This is a genomic window from Megasphaera sp. DISK 18 (assembly GCF_001682955.1).
Taxonomy (GTDB): domain Bacteria; phylum Bacillota; class Negativicutes; order Veillonellales; family Megasphaeraceae; genus Megasphaera; species Megasphaera massiliensis.
In genome coordinates this window covers 1-23,715 of record NZ_LUGJ01000065.1, presented here as the reverse complement: position 1 = coordinate 23,715, position 23,715 = coordinate 1, and the positions used below count along the sequence as shown (strand labels likewise).

Below are 23,715 nucleotides of genomic sequence, written 5' to 3'. Positions count from 1 at the left end.
CTCGCGGAACTTGCATGGCTGTACCACTACCTTTGGTCGCATTACCAAAATCCCCGTAAGGGGACTGAAACACCAACAGGACACGTTAGGTGGGAACATAATATTCGGCGTCGCATTACCAAAATCCCCGTAAGGGGACTGAAACCTTGTATTGTTGGCCAATGAAGAACTATATACATGTCGCATTACCAAAATCCCCGTAAGGGGACTGAAACTCGGTTAATTTCCAGTGCTTTTATTTTTTCCGGTGCTTGTCGCATTACCAAAATCCCCGTAAGGGGACTGAAACTGTAACACGGTTTCCAGGCGGCGGACGCCGTCCCGTCGCATTACCAAAATCCCCGTAAGGGGACTGAAACGAACTCGTTCCGAAGTTCGAAGCGTGCTTCGAAAAATGTCGCATTACCAAAATCCCCGTAAGGGGACTGAAACACGAAAAAGGATTTAATGAAATTGAAAACGAAAGAAGTCGCATTACCAAAATCCCCGTAAGGGGACTGAAACGAGAAGACGATGGTCGTTATCGCAGGACCACTCTGTCGCATTACCAAAATCCCCGTAAGGGGACTGAAACAGTAGTAAGAACATGAATAAAAGATAGAGATACGGGTGTCGCATTACCAAAATCCCCGTAAGGGGACTGAAACGACCCTCCTTTCTGCGCAACGCGCTGTGAAAATAATAGTCGCATTACCAAAATCCCCGTAAGGGGACTGAAACGAAAAGTAATTGGCATTAGACGACAATAGAATTGGTTTGTCGCATTACCAAAATCCCCGTAAGGGGACTGAAACTACCCACGTCTTTTTCCGACATTAATCGTGTACAATGTCGCATTACCAAAATCCCCGGATTTAATTGGACTCCTTTTAGAAAAAGGAGGTAATGCTATAGGGGGACTGAAAACTGAATCTTGCATGAGAAAAGCCGATACCGTCATCTATCTGAGATGTCTGGTATCGGCTTTTGTCGTGGAAGTTATTTTTTAGGTACCAAAAATGTGCGTACTTGTAAATTTTATACCGGTAAGTATAATGAGGATAACCCGATGACGGGGAGACCTTATGCGAAAAGGAGACTTGACCATGGAATTTGAACAATTGATGAGAGATCGTTATTCGGTCCGCAAATTTTTGGATAAAAAAGTAGAACCGGCCCTCGTTGAAAAATTGAAGGAAGCCATCATGCTGGCGCCGAGCGCCGTAAACTATCAGCCCATTCGGGCCTGGGTCATCGAATCGAAGGAAAAACTCGAACAGATCAAGGCCATTACGAAATACCATTTTCGGGCGCCCTTGACGATTGCCGTCGGTTATGTACCGGGCGAAGCCTGGGTCCGACAGAGTGACGGACAAAATCACGGCGTCGTCGATGCCAGCATTGCTGCTATGCAGGTCTGGCTGGCCGCTGAAAACATAGGTCTCGGTGCCGCCTGGGTCAGCGACTTTGAGACAGAAGAGCAGAAAAAATTGTTCCCCGAAATGAAGGACGCCGAAATCGTCGCCCTCATGCAGATCGGTTATCCCGCTCCGGAAGCAAAGCCCGCCGCCTGGCATTTCCAATCGAAAAAAGCAGAAGACCTTATTTCCCATTTATAAAATATTGTCTTTACAACAAGAGCCCGTTCTCCTAAGAGAGCGGGCTTTTTCGTATTGGCGATCTTTCTTTGCCACCTTGTTCAGATTGACGCCTCAGGCTGATTACGAGGGATAGTATAAAAATCAAATAGTTTTATTTTGATATAAATTCGTGTTATGTTAAAAATAAATGTCTGAACGGAGCTTTTTTCAACCTAACGGAGTAGACGATAAAGCCCTTTTACTGTTACAATCTCGACATATATGAAAATTATTTTCAACAAATAACTGCGGTATGGAAACATATGTCGGGAAAGAAGGTTGTATGAAACAGAAGAAGGCCCTGACGTGGGCTATTATCCTATGGCTGTCGGCGCCGCTGACGATGGCGGCAGATGCAGCAGACGGCAGTCAGTCCGTAACGACGAAGCAGGTCGTCGTCCAATCGTCGCAGGCCGAGGAAAATGCCAAGTGGGAGTCCCAGCAGGTTCAAATCATTACGGCCAAGGAAATTGAAGAAAAACAGGCCAAATCGGTGGAAGACGTCATTTTCAACCAGACCGGTGTGTCTAAGACCGTCGATGCCATGGGGCGGACCGGCGTGTCGATCCGCGGTGCCGAGCCGCGTCATACGCTGATCCTCATCGACGGACAGCCCGTAATGGGTGATTTGGCCAAGTATTCCGGCGCCATGGATGAAGTCATGCGGTTGGGGACGGAAAATGTCGATCACATCGAGGTCATCCAAGGGGCTGCCAGTGCCAAGTACGGTTCCGATGCCATTGGCGGCGTCATTAACATCATTACCAAGAAAGCGTCGGCGACGCCTCAGCTTCAGGTCAATGCCGAAAGTATGCGTGCCAAAGGCGATAAGGGGTTAGCCCCTTACACCAATCTTTTTCTCCGCGCCGACTCCGGCCAGATCGGAAAACTCCGTTTAGGCGTTTACGGCAGCAAGCGGGACATCATGCCCGTATACGCCAATGAGAAGCCGCGGCGGACGTGGATCATCGAAAATAAGGATATGGCCAATTTTGAGCCAAACGCCCTGCGCTACCACGGGACGGCCGATACGATCGGTATGGTCGGCACGTATGACATCAATGAAAATAACAGCCTCCATTGGAACGTCGAACGTTATACGGAAGACCTCCTTCGCCACGTCAAGCACACCGACAGCGATATGGAGCCCCAACAGATTTTTAAGCGGCGGGCTGACCGCAATACGTATAATTTGGGCTGGACGGGACGGGCCGGCAGGACCGACTGGAGTGTAGAAACGAATTATTCCCGCATGAAGGAAGACGATATTTCCCTCATCAATTACTATGGACGGTCGTCTTACGAGGGCAAGAATGAGCTGAAATACGTCGACGACGTCGACCACCGCCAGCGCAGTCTCAAGGCCTCGGCCAACACGCAGATCAATGACCGCCATCTCCTCAGTTACGGCGTCGGCTTTATCAAAGAGACCGGCGAAGGGAGCCGTCTCAAGAGCTCGCCCCGGACGTCGACGCGCTACATCGATCCCTGGGATTACGATAAGAGCCTCCTCGTCGAAGGCATCGATGCCTATATGCGGAACGACGGGGATACGAGCGTTCCTGTCTGGTCCCACATCCACGACTATGCCTTTTATGATAACGGCACCAGCCTGCCTCAATGGGACCAAAATTATGAATACTACGGCGCCGACCGCAACGATCCGTCGACGCTGCCCCTCATTACCTACACCGATTACGAACGGCATAAGCTGAAGGATAAGGAGCCGAGCCGCTGGTACAATGACTCGTCCATGACCGACGACAAGTGGAAGGACTACTGGACATTTGAACAGCAGCTGCGCGACCAGAACCCGCAGTTGGCCGGCGCATCGAACATCGTCGGCAAGTATTTTGAGTGGGGCATGGCGACGGATCCCAAGATACAGGAAAAGGCGCCGGTCTTTAACGGCCGCCATTTTCTCGAAGAGTACCGCCGCCGCAACAACCGGATCACGACGGGCCGAGGCACGATTAATCGGCGTAATTTTTTCATTCAGGATACGTGGCAGGTCAACGACAGGACCATCGTGACCCCTATTCTCCGGCTGGACGACAGCAGCCTCTTTGGCAGCCATCTTTCGGGAAATTTGGGGCTGACCCACAATGTCGGCGGCAACGAACACCGGCGCTTTAAAGCCAATATCGGAACGGGCTATACCGAACCGGGCATGGGTGAACTCTGGTATAACTGGGAAATGTACGGCAGCAGTCCCGTCGGCATCGGCGTGGCCCGCATGGGCTGGTACTGGGTCGGCAATCCCGACTTGAAGCCGGAAACGTCGGTTAACTTCGACATCGGCATCGAAGGGGAAAATGACAATACATCGGCCCGATTGGGCTTCTTCCACAACCGCATCAAAGATTACATGACCGTCTATTTTACCGGCCGCTACATGGATTTTGCCCCTGATTTGGGCTTCTCGGCCAAATGGATGCGGGCCCCCGATTTGATTTACAGCTTTAAGAATATCGGCCGCGCTGAAATTACGGGATTGGAAGCGGAAGTGAAGCAGAAACTGGGCCGTCATTGGACGGCTAAACTGGGGTATACCTGGCTCCACGCCATCAATAAGAGCGACTCCGATATGCCGCACCGCCTCCTCGACAAGCCGGTCCATAAGGTCGATATCGGCCTTGACTATGACGATCCGGCAAGCGGCTGGCGAGGGTCCTTATGGGGCAATTACTACATCCACATGCTGGACAGCAATTCCCTTTCCGATTCGTCGAACTACTGGCCCGATATCCTGCAGGGAGAAGGGGCCGTGTACCGCAAGCCCCGGTACCAGAAGAAGACCTTCGGCATTTGGAACCTCATGGTGCAGAAAAAGATCAATAAAGATTCCTTGGTCTACTTCGGCATCAACAACTTGTTCAACCACCGTGACGACGACCGGGCGACGCAGCAGCGGGTCTACCGCTTTGGCGTCAACTTTAAACTGGGCCGCGATGCCCGGGACATCCTCGAAGGGAAGAAGGCTCCCGCTGCTGAAGGGGCAGGGGCTGCCAAAACGCCGGTTCGCATGAACGACTTCATCGCCCGCCCCTTTGACGAGTCTAAGGGAGAAGGCTGGGACATCATCGGTGACTACCGCCTGCGGTGGGATTCCCATAAGGGACAGGACCGCCAACTGCCGCCCTTTAGGGCCGATACGTACATCGATACGGCAGACCGCAACATGTACGACCGGGGAGAACACGGCTTTAGCCAGCGCCTGCGTTTGGGCGTCGATGCCCGCCTCGGAGACGATACCAACCTGCGCCTCTTGGGCAGCGCCTCCGGGGCGGCAACCGTCGATACGGCAGAGACCGTGCCCTTGTCAGAAGGCCTCCAACATCAGCGCGTCGAAGAAGCGGACTTGACGCACCGCGTCCGGCAATGGGACTTCTCCATCGGCCGCCTGACGGAACCCATGGGGGTCACCGGATATTGGTTCGGGAAAGAATTCGACGGCGTCCGCGCCGTTTGGACCGGAAAGGATACCCAGGTCCGCCTGGGATACGGGTCCTTTAAGCACAGTACGGGTATCTCCGATTCGGCCTATACCCATTCGACGCACGCCGTCTTCTATCGGCCGCCGACGGTATCGGAATTGATCGGTCTCAATCGCGACGATTGGCCTTATGATCTGGCCAAGATGGCCGGCGCCAACCCCTTGAAGCCGGGAACGACCGATCCGGACCGGGAAGGAACGGTCTACGACGAAGGCAGCCCCAATGATATTTACAATAAGTCCTATAAGGGGAAAAACGACAAGGTCTACTTCTACCAGCAGCTGCGGGATGCCGTGAAAAACGGGGCCGACACGAAGGAACAGGGCGAGGTAATCCGTCGTCTCCAGCACATCGTGAACACAGCCTACGGCAAAGAAGCGGCTCAGGCCGGCATTACCCTCAACGTGCCGATTCACGGCAAGGTATTGTACCGCTTGAAGCATAAAGACACGGGAGCCGTCGTCTATAAGGCGGCCGATGTCTACTATAACAGCTACATCAGCGACTTCGACTCGCCGGAAGAAAAGGCCTATAAACAGGAAATGAATAAACACTTTTCCATCAGCCTCAGTGACGACAGGGCTCTCGGTGACGGCCGGGCCTTCCTCACTTCCCGGGAAGCAGAACTGCATCGGGGCTATGAAGCCATTGCCGAGCATACGGCCAAAGAAGCTTGGGGCTATTACGGCAAGGACGATGAAATGGGGACGACCTACCGTCCCTTGGACGGCAGCGGCATGTGGCGTAATGTGAGCCGCAGCGATAGGGCCGGTGATTATGTCTATGACGGCATCGAAGGCATCGGCAGCCTCGATTGGAAAGATTCCGGTCAAGACGGAGAGGGTTGGTATTCACAGTACCGGTTCGACTCGACGCTGGACCATCTCATCGATGAACTGTACAAGGAAAATTACGGCAGTGCCGACTTTAATGGAAACGACCCGAATTACGGGCTGAAAATCCCCAGACTGCTGTCGGAATACCTGAAAGCCCTGGAAGATCTCGTCCGCAGTGCCGATTCGGCCAGCAAGCAGCCCCGGGCGGCTTTGGAAAAAGCCATCGGTCGGCCCATTCTTACGGAAGGGACGATCCTCCGGCGCGACGTCATTGCCCCTCTCGATCGGGCGGCTTTCGTACAGGTCAAGAAACAATTCGGTGCTGATTTCGGCCTTCAGGCTTGGTACTTCCATTCTTTCAGGCAGGACAAACAGCCGTGGTTCTCGGAAAATAACCACGGCAATGATGTCGATATCTTTGACCGTTTTGCCGACGTCGTCGGCATCGGGGCCCGCTGGCAGATCGGACAGAACCTGCGCCTGTCTGCCGACTACGGCCAGAACCGCACGGAATTCGGCCGCTTCCTGAACGGTCAGTCCCGGTACGATCATCAGCGGGGCACAGCAGACTTTACCCTTCTTGGCCGGGATAAGGGCGGAACGCCTCACTTCTGGACGGTGCGCCTCGACGTCGGCCGCAGCGATACGGACATACGGGGCAGCTGGAATGCCTTTGCCGACTACAAATACTTCCAGCACGGCTCCTTCTTCGGCGGCAACGGTACTGAAAGCCTGCCGGACCGCTATCTCGACGGCATTCGCAGCTTTACCGTCGGTGCCGGCTATGTACCGGCTAAAAATTTCCTCGTCGAAGCCTTCTATACCTTCGATGCCAAGGGCATTCACAGCCGCGATACGCTCTACGGGGCGGAACAGTTTACCTTAGGCGATTATGCCCGCCTGCAGCTGACCTATAAATTTTAAATCCCTTGCCTTAGGACCAATAATGGCGCAGTTGACAGGCCGTGTGGGCCAGTACCCACGACGCTGAACACAGGGCAAGAGACATAGCGGCGATGACGACGGCCAGGTTTCTGGTTTCCGTCGTCATCGTGCTGTGGGTCAGCCAGAGCAAGGCTTTCAGTAAGGATTCAACGGTCACACAGCCGGTGAAAAGGGCGATGACAAAGACGGCAGCGGCTAAGGGCAGCATGACGAGATACGAGAAAAGATAGAGGGTATGTTTCATAGGGGACGCCTCCTAAAAGGGTATAAGATTCGATGTATTAACATGATATACCTCCATTCTCAATATGTCAAATAAAATGATAATGAGAATAGCGGGAAAGGCTGTTCAGACAGGCGGTTACAAAATAAATGTCGGAACGGATCATTTCCTGACTGATTGGAGTGGTCGTTATAATTGTAATATGTTATGATTTTATTACAAAATATATTGAAAATCGATATCGATAACAAAGACTTTTATATAGGAGATCCCCTTGGGAACACGCCGCCATCCCCGCCGGATTTTTAGGGAAAGGAGGACCTGTCTATGTATCGCATACAGGGAGAAGTCGTGTTCGACGGGACCGGCGAATGCTTCGCCTTTTTAGGAGCTTTATGGGCTTTGGCTGCATTCGTGTTTTATGTCTTGTTTTGGTAGTTTTCTTTGAAAGAGAGGTCCTTTTTTGCGTAAAGTATTGATTAGCAGTCTTATTTTTTGCGGCATTGTCATCGTGGCAGCCGTGGCCTGGTTCATGATGGCAGACGCCGATGGGGTACCATCGACAGCGACTCGTCAAGTCGTGGATGCAACCGGAGAGTCCGTCACGATTCCCGTTCACCCGCAGCGAGTCGTTTTTTTGAATGTATCCAATCTTGATTTATATGACGCCGCCGGCGGCCGGGATACGATTGTCGGCAAACCGACGTCTGATTCTATGGCCCCGGAACTGGCCGAGGCCCTGGCAGCCGTCCCGTCGGTGGGCATCATTCATCGGCCCAATTTAGAGACGATTTTATCGCTCCATCCGGATTTAGTCGTCGGCATCAACGTGCCTTTTCACAACCAGATTCGCCAAACCCTGGCCCAAAACGGCATCCCGCTGTACATCAATTCGTTGGATTCCTTGGAAGACAGTCTGAGGACGCTGGAGTTCTTTGGCGAATTGACCGGCCATGAACCGGAGGCAGCGAAGAAGGCTGCCGATATCAAAGATCGGACCGATGCCGTCATGGCAGCCGCCGGCGGCAAGGAAAGCCCGCGGGCCCTGATCCTCTTCAGTTCGCCGGACAGCAACAATATGGCGACGGCAGCCAGCTTTTCCGGTGATATGCTGAAACGCCTCCACGGTACCAATATTGCCGAGGGCGCCGGTTCTCACGAGCCCTTTGTGCCCCTCAGCATGGAATACGTCCTGCGCCAAGATCCGCAGGTCATCTTTATCATCTCCATGGGCCAGAGTCCCGATGAGGCCGACCGATTCCGGTCATCCATGGCTGACAGCGATTCTTGGAGTCAGGTCCGGGCTGTGCGCCAAGGGAAGGTCTATGCCCTGCCGACGGCCCTGTTTACGGTCAATCCGGGAAGCCGCATTGCCGATGCCATGGAATACATGGCCGACCGCCTGTATGGGGGAGGAACCCTATGATGGCGGATAAGGTCACCCGGAAAAGAGAAATCCGGCGGCTGACGGTCCTCTTAGCCGGCCTGGTCCTCTTAGTCGGCGTCCTTATTTTAACGGTCGTCGTCGGTGCCGTATCGATTCCCTTACCGGATCTTTGGCTGGCGTTGCGGGCGCCGGGGACGACGGAAGATTACCGTATCATCTATACCCTGCGCATGCCTCGCGGCATCTGCGCCGCCTTGGCCGGGGCCAACCTGGCCTTGTCGGGCTGCATCCTCCAAGGGGTCCTTCGCAATCCCTTGGCCGATCCGGGCATTATCGGCATTTCGGCCGGAGCGGGCCTGGCGGCTATGGCCTTGATGATGCTGGTGCCGACGCTGACCGTTTGGGTGCCTTTAGCGGCCTTTGCCGGGGCCTTAGGGGCGGCGGCCATCGTCTTTTTCCTGGCCTGGGAGCGGGGCGTCAATCCCCTGCGCCTGGTACTGGCCGGGGTGGCCGTAGCGGCCTTCTTTGGCGGCGGCATGACGGCCTTGTCCGTTTTCTTTTCCGATAAGGTCCAGGGAACCGTGTCCTGGATGGCCGGCGGATTTGCCGGTGCCGGCTGGCAGAGCGTACGCATGATCCTGCCTTATAGTTTGATCGGCATGGTGGGGACAATCTGCCTCTATCGGCGCCTCAATGCCCTGCAGCTCGGCGACGACGTAGCGCAGACGTTGGGCGTTCAGGTCCATCGGACGCGGGCGCTCTTAGTAGCCCTAGCCGCACTGTTGGCGGCGTCTGCCGTCAGCGTAGCCGGCCTTTTGGGCTTCGTCGGCCTGGTCGTGCCCCACGTGATGCGCCTCATCGTCGGTTCTGACTTCGAGCCCCTTTTGCCTTGCTCGGCCGTGTTCGGTGCCGTCTTGGTAGCCGGCGCAGACGCTGCGGCCCGGACGGTCTTCAGTCCCATGGAAGTTCCCGTCGGCATCTTCATGTCCTTTATCGGGGCGCCGTTTTTCCTGTATTTATTGAGACGGAGGCTGGGTACGCCATGAGTCCTATTGAACTTAAGGGTCTTCAGATCCAATACGACAATAAGGTCGTTGCCCGGGACTTGAACCTGGTACTGGACAAGGCAGAAATCATCTCCATCATCGGCCCCAACGGGTCGGGGAAGTCGACGCTGCTGAAGACGATGGCCCGCCTGATCCTACCGTCGGCCGGTGTCGTCACCTTGAACGGCCGCGACATGAACAGCTTTTCGACGGATGCCCTGGCCCGTATGATCTCTTTTATGCCCCAGTCGATGCAGGCCCCCGGCGACCTTACCGTGCGGGACCTGGTCCTCTTGGGACGGCTGCCTTATCAGAGCCTCTTTTCCAGTCTTCGCGAAGAAGATGGTAAGGCTGCCGATAAGGCGCTGGCCGGGACGGGGATGACCAAGCTGCAGCACCGACGCCTTTCGGCCCTGTCCGGCGGGGAACGGCAGCGGGCCTGGCTGGCACTGGCTTTGGCCAAGGAGCCGGAAGTCCTGCTCCTCGACGAGCCGACGACTTATTTAGACATTCACCATCAATTAGATTTAATGGAACTCATCGCTGACCTGTATGAAACGACGGGCGTGTTGGTAGTCATGGTCCTCCATGACCTGAATCATGCCGCCCGCTACAGCCATCGCCTGATTGCCGTCAAAGAAGGACGGATCGTCGTCGACGGACCGGTTAAGGATGTGTTTCGGCGGGACATCATTGAACCGCTGTACGACATACAAGCTATTATTACAGAAGTACAGGAAGGTGCTGAAACGTACCGCCTGTGTGTGCCTTATGGGACGCACTGACTGCTGGAAGGAGTTAATGGGATGAATTATCGTAACTATGCGGCACTCTTAGCCGTACTCATGACGACGTCCTTATATGGAACGATTGAAGGCGCTGCCGTCGGAAATGAAGAACCGGTCCAATTAAAAGACGTCATCGTCACGGCGACCAAGACCGAAGAAGAAGTGAAGACCGTGCCTCAGGCGGTCGAAGTCTGGACGCAGGAAGATCTGCAGCGCATGGGAGCGGCGAATGTCCGGTCGGCCCTGCAGCTGGCCAATAACGTCAACCTGGCCCGGGCGGGCATGACGGGGAACGCCGTCATGATTCGCGGCATGAGCACCAACCACTCGCTGATCCTCGTCGACGGCAAGCGCTATGCCGGTGAAGATACGGATGTCACGACCAACGTCTATGCCCTGGAACGCCTCGATTTGAGCGATATCGAGCGCATTGAAATCGTCCGCGGCCCGTCGAGCTCCCTCTACGGCTCCGATGCCATGGGCGGCGTCATCAATATCATCACCAAGGTCCCCGATAAGGCCGGCGGCACTGTAGGCGTCGTCACCGGTACGGAAAATACGGCGTCATACGTCAATGTCGACTTTGGCAAACACCATCGCTGGTCGACGTCCTTCGACGCCCGCTGGGACCGGCTGCGGCCCTTTAACCGCTACGTCTACAGCAGCACCGTCTCCGGTCGCGGCACGCGGACCGTGACCGAAGGCTATGACCGGGCCATGTACGGCATGCGCCGCATGTACCATCTGGCCGGCGTCTATGACTTTGAAAACAGCAACGACAACAAGCTGCGCGTCGACCTGGAGTATCATAATGATGACCTGCGGTCCGATTTTGCCCCGGCCTGGTATTCCATGGGGCCCATGAAGCTTCCGACGTCCCAGGATAAGCGGGAATTTTACCATGAACAGGAGCGGGCAGCCAGCGTCGAATACACGGGGAAGACCGGCCGCAATGACTACATGTTCCGCACGTATTACAATCAGTTGAAGAAAAATTCTGTCATCTACAATGACCGCCCTCTCTTTCCGGGCATGATGGAACGGATCTTAGGCGGCATGTACCCCAGAGCCGATATGGACCGGGCTGATTACAGCACCTGGGTGACCGAAGTCCGGGATACGATGTATATCGGCGACCATCACAACGTGACTTTTGGCGGCGAATATCGGAAACTGAAATACGAAGGGACCCGCCTCTCCGGCTCGTCGGTCGGCCTTGATAAGGATGTGGCCGGGCACGAAGTCAATTCCTATGCCGGCTATGTAGAAGACTTATGGCAGGTCAACGACCGCCTGCTGCTCATCCCGTCCCTGCGCTTTGAGCACAACAGCCAGTTCGGCAGTCAGACGACGCCTAAAATCGGCCTGACGTATAACATCGATCAGAACTGGCGCTTTAAATCGAATTACGGCCAAGGGTATAAGGCTCCTTCCATCAGTGAACTCTATATGGAAATGCACCGGGCCATGGGAGCGACGACGGTCAATATCTACGGCAATCCCGATTTGGAACCGGAAAAATCGACGAGCTTCGACTTCGGCTTAGAATACGATAAAGGCCGCAATTTCGGGAAATTGACCTATTTTCACAATAAGGTGACCAACTTAATCGAAACAGCTCCCATCGGCTATATGACCTATCAGTACATCAATATCGCCAAGGCCGATATCAACGGCGTCGAAGCCGAAGTGGGGCGCCGCCTCAATGACCGCTGGACTGTGAAGATGACCCATAACTACCTCGACGCGACCAACGGTACGACGGGCGAACGCCTCAATTATCGGGCCAGACATACGACGACGCTGCAGCTCTTATACGACGATCATAAAGAAAAGGGTTTCAGCGCCGTCCTCTGGGATCAGTTCAGCAACGACTACCGCTTTGACGGACAGGATTATACCTATAATACGCTGAACTTCTCCTTCCGCAAGAAACTGAGCGGCGGCTTTGCCGTCTACGGCGGTGTCGACGATATCTTCGACAAGAAAGTCGACGACATCTATGTCGACGGCCGGATGTGGCGGATCGGCGCTGAATGGAAGTGGTAAGGAGGACCTTATGATGACATCCTTTGTACGAAAAGCGGCCATCCTCTGGGCCCTGACGGTATTCTTGGCGGCGCCCGGCCTGACAAGGGCTGCTAAGGCACCGGACATCGTCGAAACGGCGACGGGCCGCAGTCTGTCAGTCTCGGAGTTAGCCGATCAGGTGAAAGGGGCGGACGTCATCTTCTTTGGGGAATTTCATGACAACGCCGCCATTCACGAACTGGAAGCAGCACTCTTTGAGGCTCTCTATGAGCGAAAAAGCCGCAATCTGGCCCTTTCGTTGGAAATGGCTGAACAGGACAGCCAGCCCGTGCTGGATGCCTATTTGAAAGGAGAGACCCCTGAAGAAACTTATTTAGCCCAGAGCCGGCCTTGGCCCAACTATAAGGAGGCTTATCGGCCCGCCGTTGAATTTGCCAAAACGCATGACCTTTCTGTCGTCGCCGCCTCAATCCCGAGGCCGGCTGCGGCAGCGTATGCCCGGACGGGGACGTTGGACGCCATTCCGACAGAATGGAAACCTTATGTGCCGGAGCCCCTTTATCCGAGTTCTTTAGCCTATGAACGAAAATTTACGAAGATCATGAAGGCCTTAAAAGGGCGGGCCATGCCGGTATCGGAAGAAACGATCCCCAAGCTGTTTGCCGCCCAGTCCTTAAAGGACAATGCCATGGCCGACAGGCTGGCCGCTTATAAAAAGAACCACCCCGCTCATCTGGTCTATCATCTGACCGGGGCCGTCCACAGCGGCGGCTATTTGGGCTCTGTCGAACAGCTCCACCGCCGGCGGCCGGACCTCGACATACAGGTCATTACCGCTGTTTTCGCGGAATCGTCCGGGGCAGGTGGTGTGCAGCCGGGAAGGCTGTACCAAGATGAGGGGGACTATATCGTCATTGTACCTGAAACAGAGGCGGGCGATGGGGGATGAAGCGCTTTTTATCCTGCTACCGCTCGTACGGCCGGCTCCTGGCCGTCGTCGTCATCGGGTCCGTCTTATCGGCCGTCTTGGAGACCCTCTTTCCCATGGTGGTCCGCCATATCCTCGACGTCGTCCTGCCGTCCGGAGATTTAGAGGCCCTGATTCGGTCAGCCCTCGGCCTTTTGGGGCTCTACGTCCTCTGTCTGCTCCTGACCTTTCTGGTCTATTACTGCGGCCGGAATATGGGCGCCCGCATCGAGCATGACCTTCGCTGTGACCTCTTTTCCCATGTGGAAGGGCTGAGTTTTTCCTTCTTCGACCGCGTCCATACGGGACGGCTCGTGTCGACGGTCATCAGCGATATTTCAGAGATCGGCGATCTCGTCTTTCAACTGCCCAACTTAGCCCTCGTCTGCACGATTACCATGGCCGGCAGCGCCTTCTTCATGTTCCGCCTCAATTGGCAGCTGGCCGGTCTGGTCCTCGTCGTTTTGGCCCTAAAGACGGCCGATACGATATGGCTCAACCGACGGATGAAGAAGACCTTTTTCCGTGCGCGGGAGAAAATGGGGAGCCTCAGTACGGTCTGTGCCGAAAGCTTCAGTGCCATCCGGGTCATTCAGGCCTTCGGCAGTGAAAACCGCATCTTCCGCCATTTTGAAGGGGCCAGCCGGAATCTGCGGCAGGCCCAGAAGCGGACCAATCTCCTGGAAGCCTATTTGATGAGTACCATCCTCTTTTTTACCAATGTAAACAACTTGGTCATCATTGCTGCCGGCAGTTATTTTATCATTCACGGAGCCATGGCCGTCGCCGATTTAGTCGTCTTTTTGATGTATCTCATGCTCTTTATCCGGCCTATCATGCAGCTCACCGTCCTGACGGAACGGTATCAGCGCAGTATGGCCGGATTTCGCCGTTATGCAGAATTGATGGACCAACAGGCTGAAATCGTCGACCGTCCCGGCGCCGTCGAGGCTGAGGGAATTGAAGGGCGTCTGGAATTTCGCCGCGTGTCCTTTTCGTATCCCGGCAGCGATACGATGATTTTGAAGGATTTTAACTTGACCGTCGCGCCGGGGGAAACGGTGGCTATCGTCGGTGCTACCGGCGTCGGAAAGAGCAGCCTTGCCAATCTGATCCTTCGTTTTTATGACGTTTCGGCCGGTTCCATCGTCCTCGACGGCCGGGATATCCGCGACTATACCCTGGCGTCGCTGCGGCAGGCCGTGGGCATCGTCCAGCAGGATGTCTTTCTCTTTGCCCGCTCGATTCGAGACAATATCGCCCTTGGCGATGAGACGGCGCCTGATGAGGCCCTTCGGGAAGCGGCGAAAAAAGCCGATGCCGCCGCCTTTATCGAGGCCCTGCCCGAAGGCTATGACAGTTACGTCGGCGAACGAGGCGTCCTCTTGTCGGGCGGTCAAAAACAGCGATTGGCCATTGCCCGCATGTTCCTTAAGAACCCGCCGGTCCTGATCCTCGACGAGGCCACGTCGTCCCTCGATAACGAAACGGAACTGCGGATCCAGCAGGCTTTGACGGCCTTGTCGGCGAAGCGGACGACGCTGATCATCGCTCACCGCTTGGCGACGATCCGCCAGGCCGACCGCATCGTGGTCCTGACCGGAGAAGGGATTGCCGAAGAAGGGTCCCATGAAGCGCTGATGGCGAAAAAAGGGGCTTATTATGACTTATACCGGGCTCAGTTTTCTTCAAAAGCCTAGAAAAAGGCGGTATTTTATCAGTCTTTGATCCATTTTTAAAGTAAATGTCTGAACGGATCTTTTTTGACCTCCTTGGAGTAGAAAGGGGAGGGGAAAATCTGTTACAATGACACTGCTTAAAGATGAGAATTGATTTCATAAAAGGGAGCGTGTGAAAGAATGGAAGCTTTTCAGTATGCCTTACAGTTGTTTCACAGCGGCGGTCTGGTCATGTATCCTCTCTTGCTGCTGTCTATTTTTACCCTGGCCATCGCCATCGAACGCTTTGGCTACTACCGGGTGAACCGCAAAGGGTCCAAGGAGTTCTGCGCCGGCGTCAGTGAGGCAGCCGAGAGCCGGGAATGGGATCGGGCCGATGCCTACTGCCGGCAGTTTCCGACGGCCATGAGCCGCATCGTCGCCAACGGCCTGAAATACGGCGGCGACGAAAATCGGATGAAGACGGCCTTTCATGAACAGATGCACGTCGAAGCCATCGGCTTCCAGCGGTATCTCGACTACCTCAGTGCCATCGTCACCATCGCTCCCCTGTTAGGGCTCTTGGGGACGGTTACGGGCATGATCAGTACCTTCAGCGTCCTCGATAACGGTGCCGGTGCCTCGGCCATCAGCGGCGGTGTCGGCGAGGCCTTAGTCGCTACGGCAACGGGCCTCTGTGTAGCCATCCTGGCCTTCTGCGTCTATACCTATTTCTCGCATCAGCTCGACACGATCGTCACCGATACGGAACGGGTCTGCCTCGACGTCATGCAGGCCCAAAAAGCAGGATAGGAGGCGAAAGTCATGTTTTCTCACGTCAGAATGAAGAAGAAGCCTGTGTTCATGATCATCCCCATGATCGACATCATCTTCTTCCTCCTCGTATTTTTTATGATGAACAGCTTGCAGACCGTCGCCCAAAAAGCCCTTTCCGTCCAGCTTCCTCAGGCCCAGAGCGCTTCGGCCCCGGCGCAGATGCCTTTGATCGTCACCGTCGACAAGGACGGCCATATTACCCTCGACAATAAGCCGGTCAGTATCGACGAAGCGTCGACTTTGATGAAGCAGCACATGGCCGATAATGCCAATGCCGCCGTCGTCCTCCAGGCCGATAAGGGCACGGCTCACGGCCAGGTCGTAGCCGTCATGGACATGCTGAAATCTGCCGGCGTCAAGCGGCTGGCCATTGCGGCCAAGCAGAAAGGGTGAGGTCCATGGACAGCCGTATTTCTTGGAAAAAGGCTTATGGCGGATCCCTGGTCATTCACGCCCTGGTCTTTGGCCTGTTCATGTGCTTTTTAGCCGGCTCCGTCGCTCACCATGAAGAAGAAAAAATGTACGTCATCGACCTCGATGCGTCGGAACTGACCGGCGCCGGGAGCGGTCATGCCGGCGGTGGCGGCGGCGGAGCGGCCAATCTCTTTCCCGATAAGTTGTCCGACGCGGCTGTGGCCGAGCGAAGGGCTCAGGTCGAACAGGCTTCGTCAGCCTTGGCAGCTCCATCGGCCATATCGCCGGTAGAAAGCGCAGCGGCCAATCCGTCTCCGACAAATTCTGCTTCGTTCGATGGCGGCGGCTCTGCGGCAGGCGGGGAAGGAAGCGGCAGCGGCAGCGGCACGGGAAGCGGCGAAGGCAGCGGGTCCGGCTCGGGATACGGTTCCGGTTCGGGCAGCGGCAGCGGCGACGGCATCGGTGACGGAGAAGGCTACGGCGAAGGAAGCGGCAGTGGTCAGGGCAGCGGCGACAGCGGCAGTGACGGTACGGGTACCGGCGCCTTTGATACCGACGGCTTTTGGTCCGCCGTCAATGCCAATAAGACCTATCCGCCCATGGCTGTGAAGCGCGGCCTGACCGGGACGGTCTACGTGACGGTCACCCTCGACGGCAGCGGTAACTGCATCGGCGTTTCGGCCAGCGGTGACGGGTTACTTGCAAAAGCGGCGACAAAGGCCGTCTATGCCGCCTGCCCTTATCCCAATCCGACCGGGGGCGACATTACCGTCAATGTCCCCGTTACTTTTGAATTACAGTGAGGAGAAGCATTATGAAAATAATCGTACTTTACTCATCCCGTACGGGAAATACGAAAAAAGTGGCTGAGGCTATTGCCAGTGCCCTGCCGGCCGGGACGCCGTGCCTGCCCGCAGCGAAAGCGCCGTCCGACATCGAAACCTACGATCTGGTCTTTATGGGCTACTGGGTAGACCGGGGGACGGCCAATGCCGAAGCCAGGACCTTCCTCGAAGGACTCCACCATCCGAAGGTCGCCCTCTTTGCAACCCTCGGCGCAGATCCCCGGTCGGAACACGCGCAAAAGAGCCTCGACGAAGGGGCACGGCTCCTGCCCGAAGGGACGGACGTCGTCGGGACCTTCATCTGCCAGGGTGCAGTGGATCCGAAAATTATTGAAATGATGTATAAAAAGTTTCCCGAAGGCCATCCCCACGGGCGGACGCCGGAACGGGATGCCCGCCATGCCGAAGCGGCCAAGCACCCCGATGAAGAGGACTTGCAGCGAGCCTTTGATTTTGCTGCCGATATCCTGCACTGGCTGGAAGGAGGCGGGCAATGAGCTTACAGGCTTATTACGACAGTCTGTCGCCGGAAGAGCAGGCCCTGCAGTTTGGCCTCTCCGGCGGCGATCCCTTAGGGCACGCCTTCCCGAGAAAGCGCGTCGTCCATGCCGGATTGAGCGGAAAGATCATCGCTCCGGCCGAGTCGCAGCAGATCTGGCAGGACGTGATGAGCCGTCGGCCTGCCGGGCGGGACGTCCAAACGGCATACATCCACATTCCGTTTTGCAAAACAAAATGCTTGTATTGCGGTTTCTTTCAAAACGGAACCAAGCAGGAGGCCGAAGACGAATACGTTCGCTGTCTCGTCGACGAACTGGAACAAGCTGCCGACAGCCCCCGCCTGCGGGACGGTTTGATCCATGCCGTATTCATCGGCGGCGGCACGCCGACATCGCTGTCGCCGGCCAATGCCGACTTGCTTTTGAAAACGATCCGCCGCTGCCTGCCCTTGGCCAATGACTACGAACTGACCTTGGAAGGGCGGATCCACGACGTCGTCCCGGAAAAGATGGATATTTGGTTTGAAAACGGCGTCAACCGCGTGTCTCTCGGCGTCCAGTCCTTTGATACGGCTGTCCGCCGCTCCGTCGGCCGCCTCGACGACGAGGAGACCGTCCTTCGCCGACTCGATGACGTAAGGGCTTATAACCAGGCGGTCATCGTCATCGATCTGATGTACGGCCTGCCCGGTCAGACCATGGATGTCTGGCTCCGTGACCTGCGCCTTTTGACGGAATGTGCCGCCGACGGGGCCGACTTATATCAGCTCAACGTCTTCGACGGCAGCGACTTGAATAAAGCTATTTCCGAAGGTCGATTGGAACGGGCGGCCGAAACGTCCGTCCAAGCGCAGATGTTCCACGAGGCGAAAGTCTATTTGGAACAACGGGCTTATCGGCGCCTCAATATCTGCCACTGGAGCCGTACCAACCGGGAGCGCAGCCTGTATAACGTGCTGGCCCGGTCCGGTGCCGCCATGTTTCCCTTCGGAAGCGGCGCCGGCGGTCACGTCGACGGCTACGAAACGATGCTTCACCGGGCCATTTCGCCGTATCAAATGTTTGTCCGCCAGGGGCAGAAGCCCTTCATGGCCCTCATGAAACAGTCGCCCCTGCGGCCGCTGATCGACTTCGTCCAGGTCCAAATGGAACAGGGCTATCTCGATTTGAACGGTCTCATCGCCAAGGACAGCCGCCTAGGTGATTTGAAGTGGCTTTACGACCTTTGGCAGGCGAGGGGACTGGTGACCGACAACGGCACCCTCTATATGCTCACCGAAGCCGGGCAGTTCTGGCAGGTCAACCTGACTCAGACGACGCTGGAATGCATGCAGTATCTCCTGACAGGAGAATCGGTCATGAACTTAGCTGCCGTCGCTGCTCAAGATTCAGCCAAGTCCGAGGCCATGGCGGCGGCGATGAAAAAAATGAAAGAGAAGGGCGTTCAGCCCGGCATGGAAGCCATGAAAAAGATGGCAGAAGCGATGCAGCATCTTTCACCGGAAGAACTGAGCGCTGTTATGAAGCGCATGGGTTCTATGTAACTCCCCTATAGATGGGCCGGCCCTTCACCGGTCCGAAGCGACTGCTGCCCGGAGCCACTCCCTTGCTTCGGGCGGCAGTTTTTACTTATATTTGACAAGGTTTACGGCTATCCATTAAAATTATAATGAGAGTCAATATTATTTATAAAGGAGACTCTAATGAATATACTCTATCTCTATGAGGATGAGGCAACCAGAAAAATAGCCCTTATGGTCAGCTCCATGGTCGGCATGGGGGCCTGCGCGTCTTATGAATCGCCTCCGTCGTGGCAGCGTTACGGCCGGGTTGTCTTGGTCATGGGGGAAAGGGGAGACATGCTCTCGTCCCTTCCCGAATGGCGGGAGTCCCTTTCAGGGAAAGCCTTGGTTCTTTTGCTTACGGCCAAGACTGAAACCAGAGAAGGCCCGGCGGCTGTCGAAGAAGGGCTGGGACGGTCTTTAGCGGCGTCCTTTTTCGTTTCTAGTGAAAATTTTCTCGAAGATACGATGGAAGCGGCTCGGCGCCTCAAGGCCCTGTGGCCGGAGCCTTTTGCCGATGAAGAGGCTGTGCAGGCCATGGAAGATTTTCTGGCCCATCATAATACGGGTGTTCTGACGACTGGAAGCAACGGCACCTTGCGGGCTACGCCCATCGAGTACGTTTTCGTCGGGCAAAAGCTCTATTTCTTCAGTGAAGGCGGGGAAAAATTCATTCATCTCTACCGAAATCCCCGGGCGGCCTTTACGGTCTTCGATGCTTTTACCGATACGGCCCACTTGGGAGGCCTTCAAATCGAAGGTTCCGTACGACTGTTAGAACCCGATGCCCCGGCCTATCAAGCTGCGGCAGCGGCCAAGGGGATTTCCGAAAAACGGCTGGCAGCCATGGCCGTCGTTCTCCACGGCATCGAATTGACGCCGCAGCGGATGACCTTTGTCTGGTCCGGCTTTGCCAAACGGAAGCAGCCTTTACGCCAGACTTGGTGCATACTTTAAGGAGGTTATCATGGATTATACGACGACGATCAAGATGGTTCGCCACGACGGACCGCTGACGGTCCTGTCTTTAGAAAATGAAACGGGGACGGCCGAAATGAACAACTGGGAAGTCTACCCCGGCATTACCCTCAGCTATCTCGAAGCCCATATGGAAGAATTTTCCTGCTATGCGCCCCTGCGGCCCGACGTCTTTGCCATCAATCACTGCGAAGAAGGCCGCATCGAATGCCGATTTAAAAACGGAGAATACCTGTACATGGGCAAGGGCGACATGTCCGTCGGCCGCCGCAGCTGCAGCGATTACTGCCATATGGCTTATTTCCCGTCATCCCACTATCACGGCTTGTCGGTCCTGGTCGATGAAAAACGGGCTCAATCCGTCGTGGACCGCCTGCTGGAACAGGAGAGCTTTTCTTTGATGTCCCTGTGCGACCGCTTTTGCAGCGATTCCGATTTCGGCATCATCGTTCAGGAAAACGAGGCCATGAAGCATCTGTTTTATGAACTCTACCACGTGCCGCCGGCCATCCGCCATCGATATTTCCGCCTGAAGATTTTAGAAATTTTTCTCTTCCTCAGCACCTTTGAAGGCAAGATGCGCCTGGACCGCCCGTACCTGACGCGGCGCCAAGTCGAAACCGTGAAGGCGGTCCACCAGGAATTGGTGGCGGATTTGAGCTGCCACTGCACGATCGAGGCGATGGCCGAACGCTACAACATGGCGCCGACGTCGCTGAAGCGCTGCTTCAAGGATGTCTACGGGACGACGATGTATCAGTACCAGAAAGAACTGCGCATGGCTAAAGCCATGGAACTCTTGGTAAAGACTGAAAAGAGCGTCCTCGAAGTCGCCAACTGCGTGGGCTATGAAAACAGCAGTAAATTTGCCGTGGCCTTCAAAAAGACGGCCGGTTGCCTGCCTCGGGAATACCGAAAGCAGCAGGCCTTTTCGGACCGATTGGAGGCCTGAGTTCACAGGCCGGTGAAAGCGCTCGATCAGGCGGAGGAAGGCCTTGATTTGTGAAAAAATGTCGTAATGGAGTGCTTTTTGGCTGAATGGAGTAGAATGTGACTACGAGATATGGTACTCTTTTAAACGAGAAATGTTTTCAAAATTACTAGTGAAAGAGGGGACTTATCAAACGATGAGGCATAAAAGCGCTGCTTATGTAACTTGGGGCATACTGATGGCCCTGTCCCTGCCGGCCTATGCGGCAGATGTGCAGGATACGGAACAAGGAGTGACGACGAAGAATGTCGTCGTTACGGCGACCCGGACGGAAGCGGAGGTCAAGACCGTGCCGCAGACCGTCGAAGTCATTACCGCCGAGGACATTGAAAAATTAGGCGCCACCGACGTCTATTCGGCCCTGCGGTTGGCCGATAATATACAGATCATGAATACCAGCACCGGCTTCGGTCACCGCATTTCCATGCGCGGCATGGCCAGCAACAGTGCCCTTATCCTGATCAACGGCCAGCGGACGGCCATTGAAGATACGTCGACGACACAGAACCTGTTGGCCCTCGACCGACTGAACGTCCACACCATCGAGCGTATCGAAATCGTCCGCGGTGCCGCCTCGGCCCAGTACGGTTCCGATGCCCTGTCCGGCGTCATCAACATCATTACTAAGAAGTCGTCCGGCGAACCGTCGGTTACCATGGGCGTTGCCACCGGGACGACGAACATATCCAACTACTACCACATCGATTTAGGGAAGCAGGGCAAGTTCAGCGGCACCTTCGATATGAATTTTTCCAAGGACCGCCAGTGGACGGAACACCAAGTATCGGGCCTTCCGGTCAAGAACCTCGAAGGGCCGAAGCAGAGCTACAACTTCAGCGGTACCTATGAACTCGGCGAAAATAAGAACCTCAACCTCGACCTCGGTTACTATAAAGACAAGCTGACCGGCGACTGGAGCCATAAGGAATATAACCTCGGCGCCTGGGGCGGCATCGTTCGCCTGGCCGACGCCAAGCTGGAAACGGAACGGCGCGACGCCAGCCTGAGCCTGACCGGTAAGACCGAGAACGACGACTATATGATCCGCACCTTCTACAGCAAGCTGAATAAATTCCGCTTCCTGCCCTATACGGCCTTGGCCAAAGAATACGGCGAAACGAATAACTACAGCATCTGGGGGATTGAAGGCAAGAATAGCCATAAGATCAACGGCGACCATACCCTGACGTACGGCACGGAATACAATCGCTACAGCGTCGACGGCGTCAACTTCGGAAGCGACGGAAGCGACGGCAAGGACGTCAGCACCTACGCCGCCTACATCCAGGACGAATGGCTCATCGGCGACAAATGGGTCATCATCCCGGCCGTCCGCTACGACCATCACAGCCAGTTTGGCAGCAAGACGACGCCCCACATCGGGGCGACGTACTTCCTCAACGACAACAACCGCTTCAAGGTCAATTGGGGCGAAGGCTACAAGGCGCCGAGCGTCAGCGAACTCTACATGGACTATACCCATATGGGTGTCCTGACCTTGGGCAACCCCGACCTGAAGCCCGAAGAATCGAAGAATTGGGACATAAGCTATGAAGGGGAATGGGGCAAGACCTTCGGCAAACTGACCTACTTCCATAACGATATTGAAAACATGATATCGACGCATACCGTCGGCAGCGGCCGCCGCGGCTGGAGCCAGTATTACAACATCGACGGCACGACCAAGACCCACGGCGTCGAATTGACCTTAGGCCGCAAACTGTCCGACCGCTGGGATACGAAATTGACCAGCAACTGGACGTCGGCCAGCAATAAATCGACATCGGCAGAAGCATCAGCTCACGGCGTCGACGGCATTGCCGACAACATCACGACCTGGCAGCTTACCTATGACGACCACAAGAAAACCGGCTGGAATGCTACGATTTGGGAACAGTGGGTCCATAATTACTACGAAAGCGACACCCATAAAACCTACAACTATCAAACCTTCAACTTCGTCATCAACCGTAAATTCAATGAAAAGACCCGCCTTTTCGCCGGCATCGACAACGTCTTCAATAAAAAGATCGACGCCATCTACCTCGACGGACGCATTTGGCGGACGGGCATTGAAATTACCTTCTAATACACCTGCTTCTTCCTCGTAAGTACCTGTCAGCCAATCCCTTTTTCCATATAGCCATGTTCCGGACGAATGCCGTTCGGGCATGGCTTTTTTGTATGGAGTTAACGCGACTACTCGTTTGACAATAAAAGTCGAAAAACGTATACTAAAGAAAAGTCAAAGTAATGCGACGGCTTTGGAAAACCGATTTTAGGGTCAAAAACCCCGGAGGTTTGAAAATTTTCAAACCTGCGAAAAACGGCATAACCAAGCGGATAAGCGACACTGCCTGATTTTTATTTTTCACCCGGGTACCTGAAAAAGGCGAAAAAAGCCCGAGGTTTGAAAAAATCGCCTGTGAGCCCAGTCAGGGAGCGGGTACTGAGAGACAGAGTCGCATTACCAAAATCCCCGTAAGGGGACTGAAACGAAACAAACCAACAATGGAAATCCATAGTTACGGTAGAGTCGCATTACCAAAATCCCCGTAAGGGGACTGAAACATTGCTTCGATTAGCTGATA

The 23,715-nt window shown here is 55.1% G+C and carries 17 protein-coding genes and 1 CRISPR repeat array (1 of these 18 only partly in view); of the genes, 16 read left to right on the top strand and 1 reads right to left on the bottom strand.

Going from position 1 to position 23,715, the window contains the following annotated elements:
• A CRISPR array of direct repeats spans positions 1-866; the repeat unit is 36 nt; unit sequence GTCGCATTACCAAAATCCCCGTAAGGGGACTGAAAC (it extends 40 nt beyond the left edge of the window).
• Between the two features lie 219 nt (positions 867-1,085).
• Positions 1,086-1,598, top strand: a complete 513-nt coding sequence (locus A0U42_RS11365; protein WP_065361077.1) for a nitroreductase family protein — start codon at positions 1,086-1,088, stop codon at positions 1,596-1,598.
• 304 nt (positions 1,599-1,902) lie between these two features.
• On the top strand, positions 1,903-6,876 hold the full coding sequence (locus A0U42_RS11360) for a TonB-dependent receptor domain-containing protein (RefSeq protein WP_141669528.1): 4,974 nt from the start codon (positions 1,903-1,905) through the stop codon (positions 6,874-6,876).
• 10 nt (positions 6,877-6,886) lie between these two features.
• Here the strand turns inward: A0U42_RS11360 and A0U42_RS11355 are convergent, their stop codons facing one another.
• Positions 6,887-7,141: a hypothetical protein gene (locus A0U42_RS11355; protein ID WP_065361075.1), complete on the bottom strand. Its 255-nt coding sequence runs from the start codon at positions 7,139-7,141 to the stop codon at positions 6,887-6,889.
• Positions 7,142-7,583: 442 nt separating this feature from the next.
• Here A0U42_RS11355 and A0U42_RS11350 point away from each other — a divergent pair, with 442 nt between their 5' ends.
• The 14 genes from A0U42_RS11350 to A0U42_RS11285 all read left to right on the top strand — a co-directional run bounded on the left by A0U42_RS11350 (position 7,584) and on the right by A0U42_RS11285 (position 23,213).
• Positions 7,584-8,546, top strand: coding sequence for an ABC transporter substrate-binding protein (locus tag A0U42_RS11350; protein WP_065361074.1), 963 nt, complete (start codon positions 7,584-7,586; stop codon positions 8,544-8,546).
• Complete coding sequence (locus tag A0U42_RS11345) at positions 8,543-9,553, top strand: iron ABC transporter permease (protein WP_065361073.1); 1,011 nt, start codon at positions 8,543-8,545, stop codon at positions 9,551-9,553. The genes A0U42_RS11350 and A0U42_RS11345 overlap by 4 nt, the downstream gene beginning before the upstream one ends.
• The gene (locus A0U42_RS11340) at positions 9,550-10,338 is read left to right on the top strand and encodes an ABC transporter ATP-binding protein (protein WP_065361072.1); all 789 of its coding nucleotides are present in this window, start codon (positions 9,550-9,552) and stop codon (positions 10,336-10,338) included. The genes A0U42_RS11345 and A0U42_RS11340 overlap by 4 nt, the downstream gene beginning before the upstream one ends.
• Before the next feature lie 21 nt (positions 10,339-10,359).
• Positions 10,360-12,390 carry a TonB-dependent siderophore receptor gene (locus A0U42_RS11335; RefSeq protein WP_065361071.1) on the top strand — a complete coding sequence of 677 codons (2,031 nt, stop codon included), beginning with the start codon at positions 10,360-10,362 and terminating at the stop codon, positions 12,388-12,390.
• A 10-nt stretch (positions 12,391-12,400) separates the two neighbouring features.
• Positions 12,401-13,321 carry a ChaN family lipoprotein gene (locus A0U42_RS11330; protein WP_176698873.1) on the top strand — a complete coding sequence of 307 codons (921 nt, stop codon included), beginning with the start codon at positions 12,401-12,403 and terminating at the stop codon, positions 13,319-13,321.
• Positions 13,318-15,039 (top strand): ABC transporter ATP-binding protein, encoded by a 1,722-nt coding sequence (locus A0U42_RS11325; RefSeq protein WP_065361069.1) that lies wholly within the window; start codon positions 13,318-13,320, stop codon positions 15,037-15,039. Before A0U42_RS11330 ends, A0U42_RS11325 begins: the two co-directional genes overlap by 4 nt.
• A 159-nt stretch (positions 15,040-15,198) precedes the next feature.
• Positions 15,199-15,810, top strand: coding sequence for a MotA/TolQ/ExbB proton channel family protein (locus A0U42_RS11320; protein ID WP_044503044.1), 612 nt, complete (start codon positions 15,199-15,201; stop codon positions 15,808-15,810).
• Positions 15,811-15,822: 12 nt separating this feature from the next.
• On the top strand, positions 15,823-16,227 hold the full coding sequence (locus A0U42_RS11315; RefSeq protein ID WP_065361068.1) for a biopolymer transporter ExbD: 405 nt from the start codon (positions 15,823-15,825) through the stop codon (positions 16,225-16,227).
• A gap of 5 nt (positions 16,228-16,232) precedes the next feature.
• Positions 16,233-17,051 carry an energy transducer TonB gene (locus A0U42_RS11310; protein ID WP_065361067.1) on the top strand — a complete coding sequence of 273 codons (819 nt, stop codon included), beginning with the start codon at positions 16,233-16,235 and terminating at the stop codon, positions 17,049-17,051.
• Between the two features lie 11 nt (positions 17,052-17,062).
• A complete protein-coding gene (locus A0U42_RS11305) occupies positions 17,063-17,590 on the top strand; it encodes a flavodoxin family protein (protein ID WP_065361066.1) in 528 nt (175 codons plus the stop codon).
• The gene (hutW, locus tag A0U42_RS11300; RefSeq protein ID WP_065361065.1) at positions 17,587-19,137 is read left to right on the top strand and encodes a heme anaerobic degradation radical SAM methyltransferase ChuW/HutW; all 1,551 of its coding nucleotides are present in this window, start codon (positions 17,587-17,589) and stop codon (positions 19,135-19,137) included. The genes A0U42_RS11305 and hutW overlap by 4 nt, the downstream gene beginning before the upstream one ends.
• Positions 19,138-19,296: 159 nt before the next feature.
• On the top strand, positions 19,297-20,112 hold the full coding sequence (locus tag A0U42_RS11295; RefSeq protein ID WP_065361064.1) for a pyridoxamine 5'-phosphate oxidase family protein: 816 nt from the start codon (positions 19,297-19,299) through the stop codon (positions 20,110-20,112).
• A 10-nt stretch (positions 20,113-20,122) separates the two neighbouring features.
• A complete protein-coding gene (locus A0U42_RS11290) occupies positions 20,123-21,085 on the top strand; it encodes an AraC family transcriptional regulator (RefSeq protein WP_049917261.1) in 963 nt (320 codons plus the stop codon).
• A gap of 175 nt (positions 21,086-21,260) precedes the next feature.
• Complete coding sequence (locus A0U42_RS11285) at positions 21,261-23,213, top strand: TonB-dependent siderophore receptor (RefSeq protein WP_065361063.1); 1,953 nt, start codon at positions 21,261-21,263, stop codon at positions 23,211-23,213.
• The last annotated feature ends 502 nt before the right edge of the window (positions 23,214-23,715 follow it).

What these genes read in the sequence shown, in the direction of transcription:
- A0U42_RS11295 (WP_065361064.1), top strand. Translation starts at nt 19,297, where the DNA reads ATGAATATACTCTATCTCTATGAGGATGAGGCAACCAGAAAAATAGCC.
- A0U42_RS11355 (WP_065361075.1), bottom strand. Translation starts at nt 7,141, where the DNA reads ATGAAACATACCCTCTATCTTTTCTCGTATCTCGTCATGCTGCCCTTA.
- A0U42_RS11335 (WP_065361071.1), top strand. Translation starts at nt 10,360, where the DNA reads ATGAATTATCGTAACTATGCGGCACTCTTAGCCGTACTCATGACGACG.
- A0U42_RS11290 (WP_049917261.1), top strand. Translation starts at nt 20,123, where the DNA reads ATGGATTATACGACGACGATCAAGATGGTTCGCCACGACGGACCGCTG.
- A0U42_RS11310 (WP_065361067.1), top strand. Translation starts at nt 16,233, where the DNA reads ATGGACAGCCGTATTTCTTGGAAAAAGGCTTATGGCGGATCCCTGGTC.
- A0U42_RS11325 (WP_065361069.1), top strand. Translation starts at nt 13,318, where the DNA reads ATGAAGCGCTTTTTATCCTGCTACCGCTCGTACGGCCGGCTCCTGGCC.
- A0U42_RS11330 (WP_176698873.1), top strand. Translation starts at nt 12,401, where the DNA reads ATGATGACATCCTTTGTACGAAAAGCGGCCATCCTCTGGGCCCTGACG.
- A0U42_RS11365 (WP_065361077.1), top strand. Translation starts at nt 1,086, where the DNA reads ATGGAATTTGAACAATTGATGAGAGATCGTTATTCGGTCCGCAAATTT.
- A0U42_RS11305 (WP_065361066.1), top strand. Translation starts at nt 17,063, where the DNA reads ATGAAAATAATCGTACTTTACTCATCCCGTACGGGAAATACGAAAAAA.
- A0U42_RS11320 (WP_044503044.1), top strand. Translation starts at nt 15,199, where the DNA reads ATGGAAGCTTTTCAGTATGCCTTACAGTTGTTTCACAGCGGCGGTCTG.
- A0U42_RS11345 (WP_065361073.1), top strand. Translation starts at nt 8,543, where the DNA reads ATGATGGCGGATAAGGTCACCCGGAAAAGAGAAATCCGGCGGCTGACG.
- A0U42_RS11285 (WP_065361063.1), top strand. Translation starts at nt 21,261, where the DNA reads ATGAGGCATAAAAGCGCTGCTTATGTAACTTGGGGCATACTGATGGCC.
- A0U42_RS11360 (WP_141669528.1), top strand. Translation starts at nt 1,903, where the DNA reads ATGAAACAGAAGAAGGCCCTGACGTGGGCTATTATCCTATGGCTGTCG.
- A0U42_RS11340 (WP_065361072.1), top strand. Translation starts at nt 9,550, where the DNA reads ATGAGTCCTATTGAACTTAAGGGTCTTCAGATCCAATACGACAATAAG.
- A0U42_RS11315 (WP_065361068.1), top strand. Translation starts at nt 15,823, where the DNA reads ATGTTTTCTCACGTCAGAATGAAGAAGAAGCCTGTGTTCATGATCATC.
- hutW (WP_065361065.1), top strand. Translation starts at nt 17,587, where the DNA reads ATGAGCTTACAGGCTTATTACGACAGTCTGTCGCCGGAAGAGCAGGCC.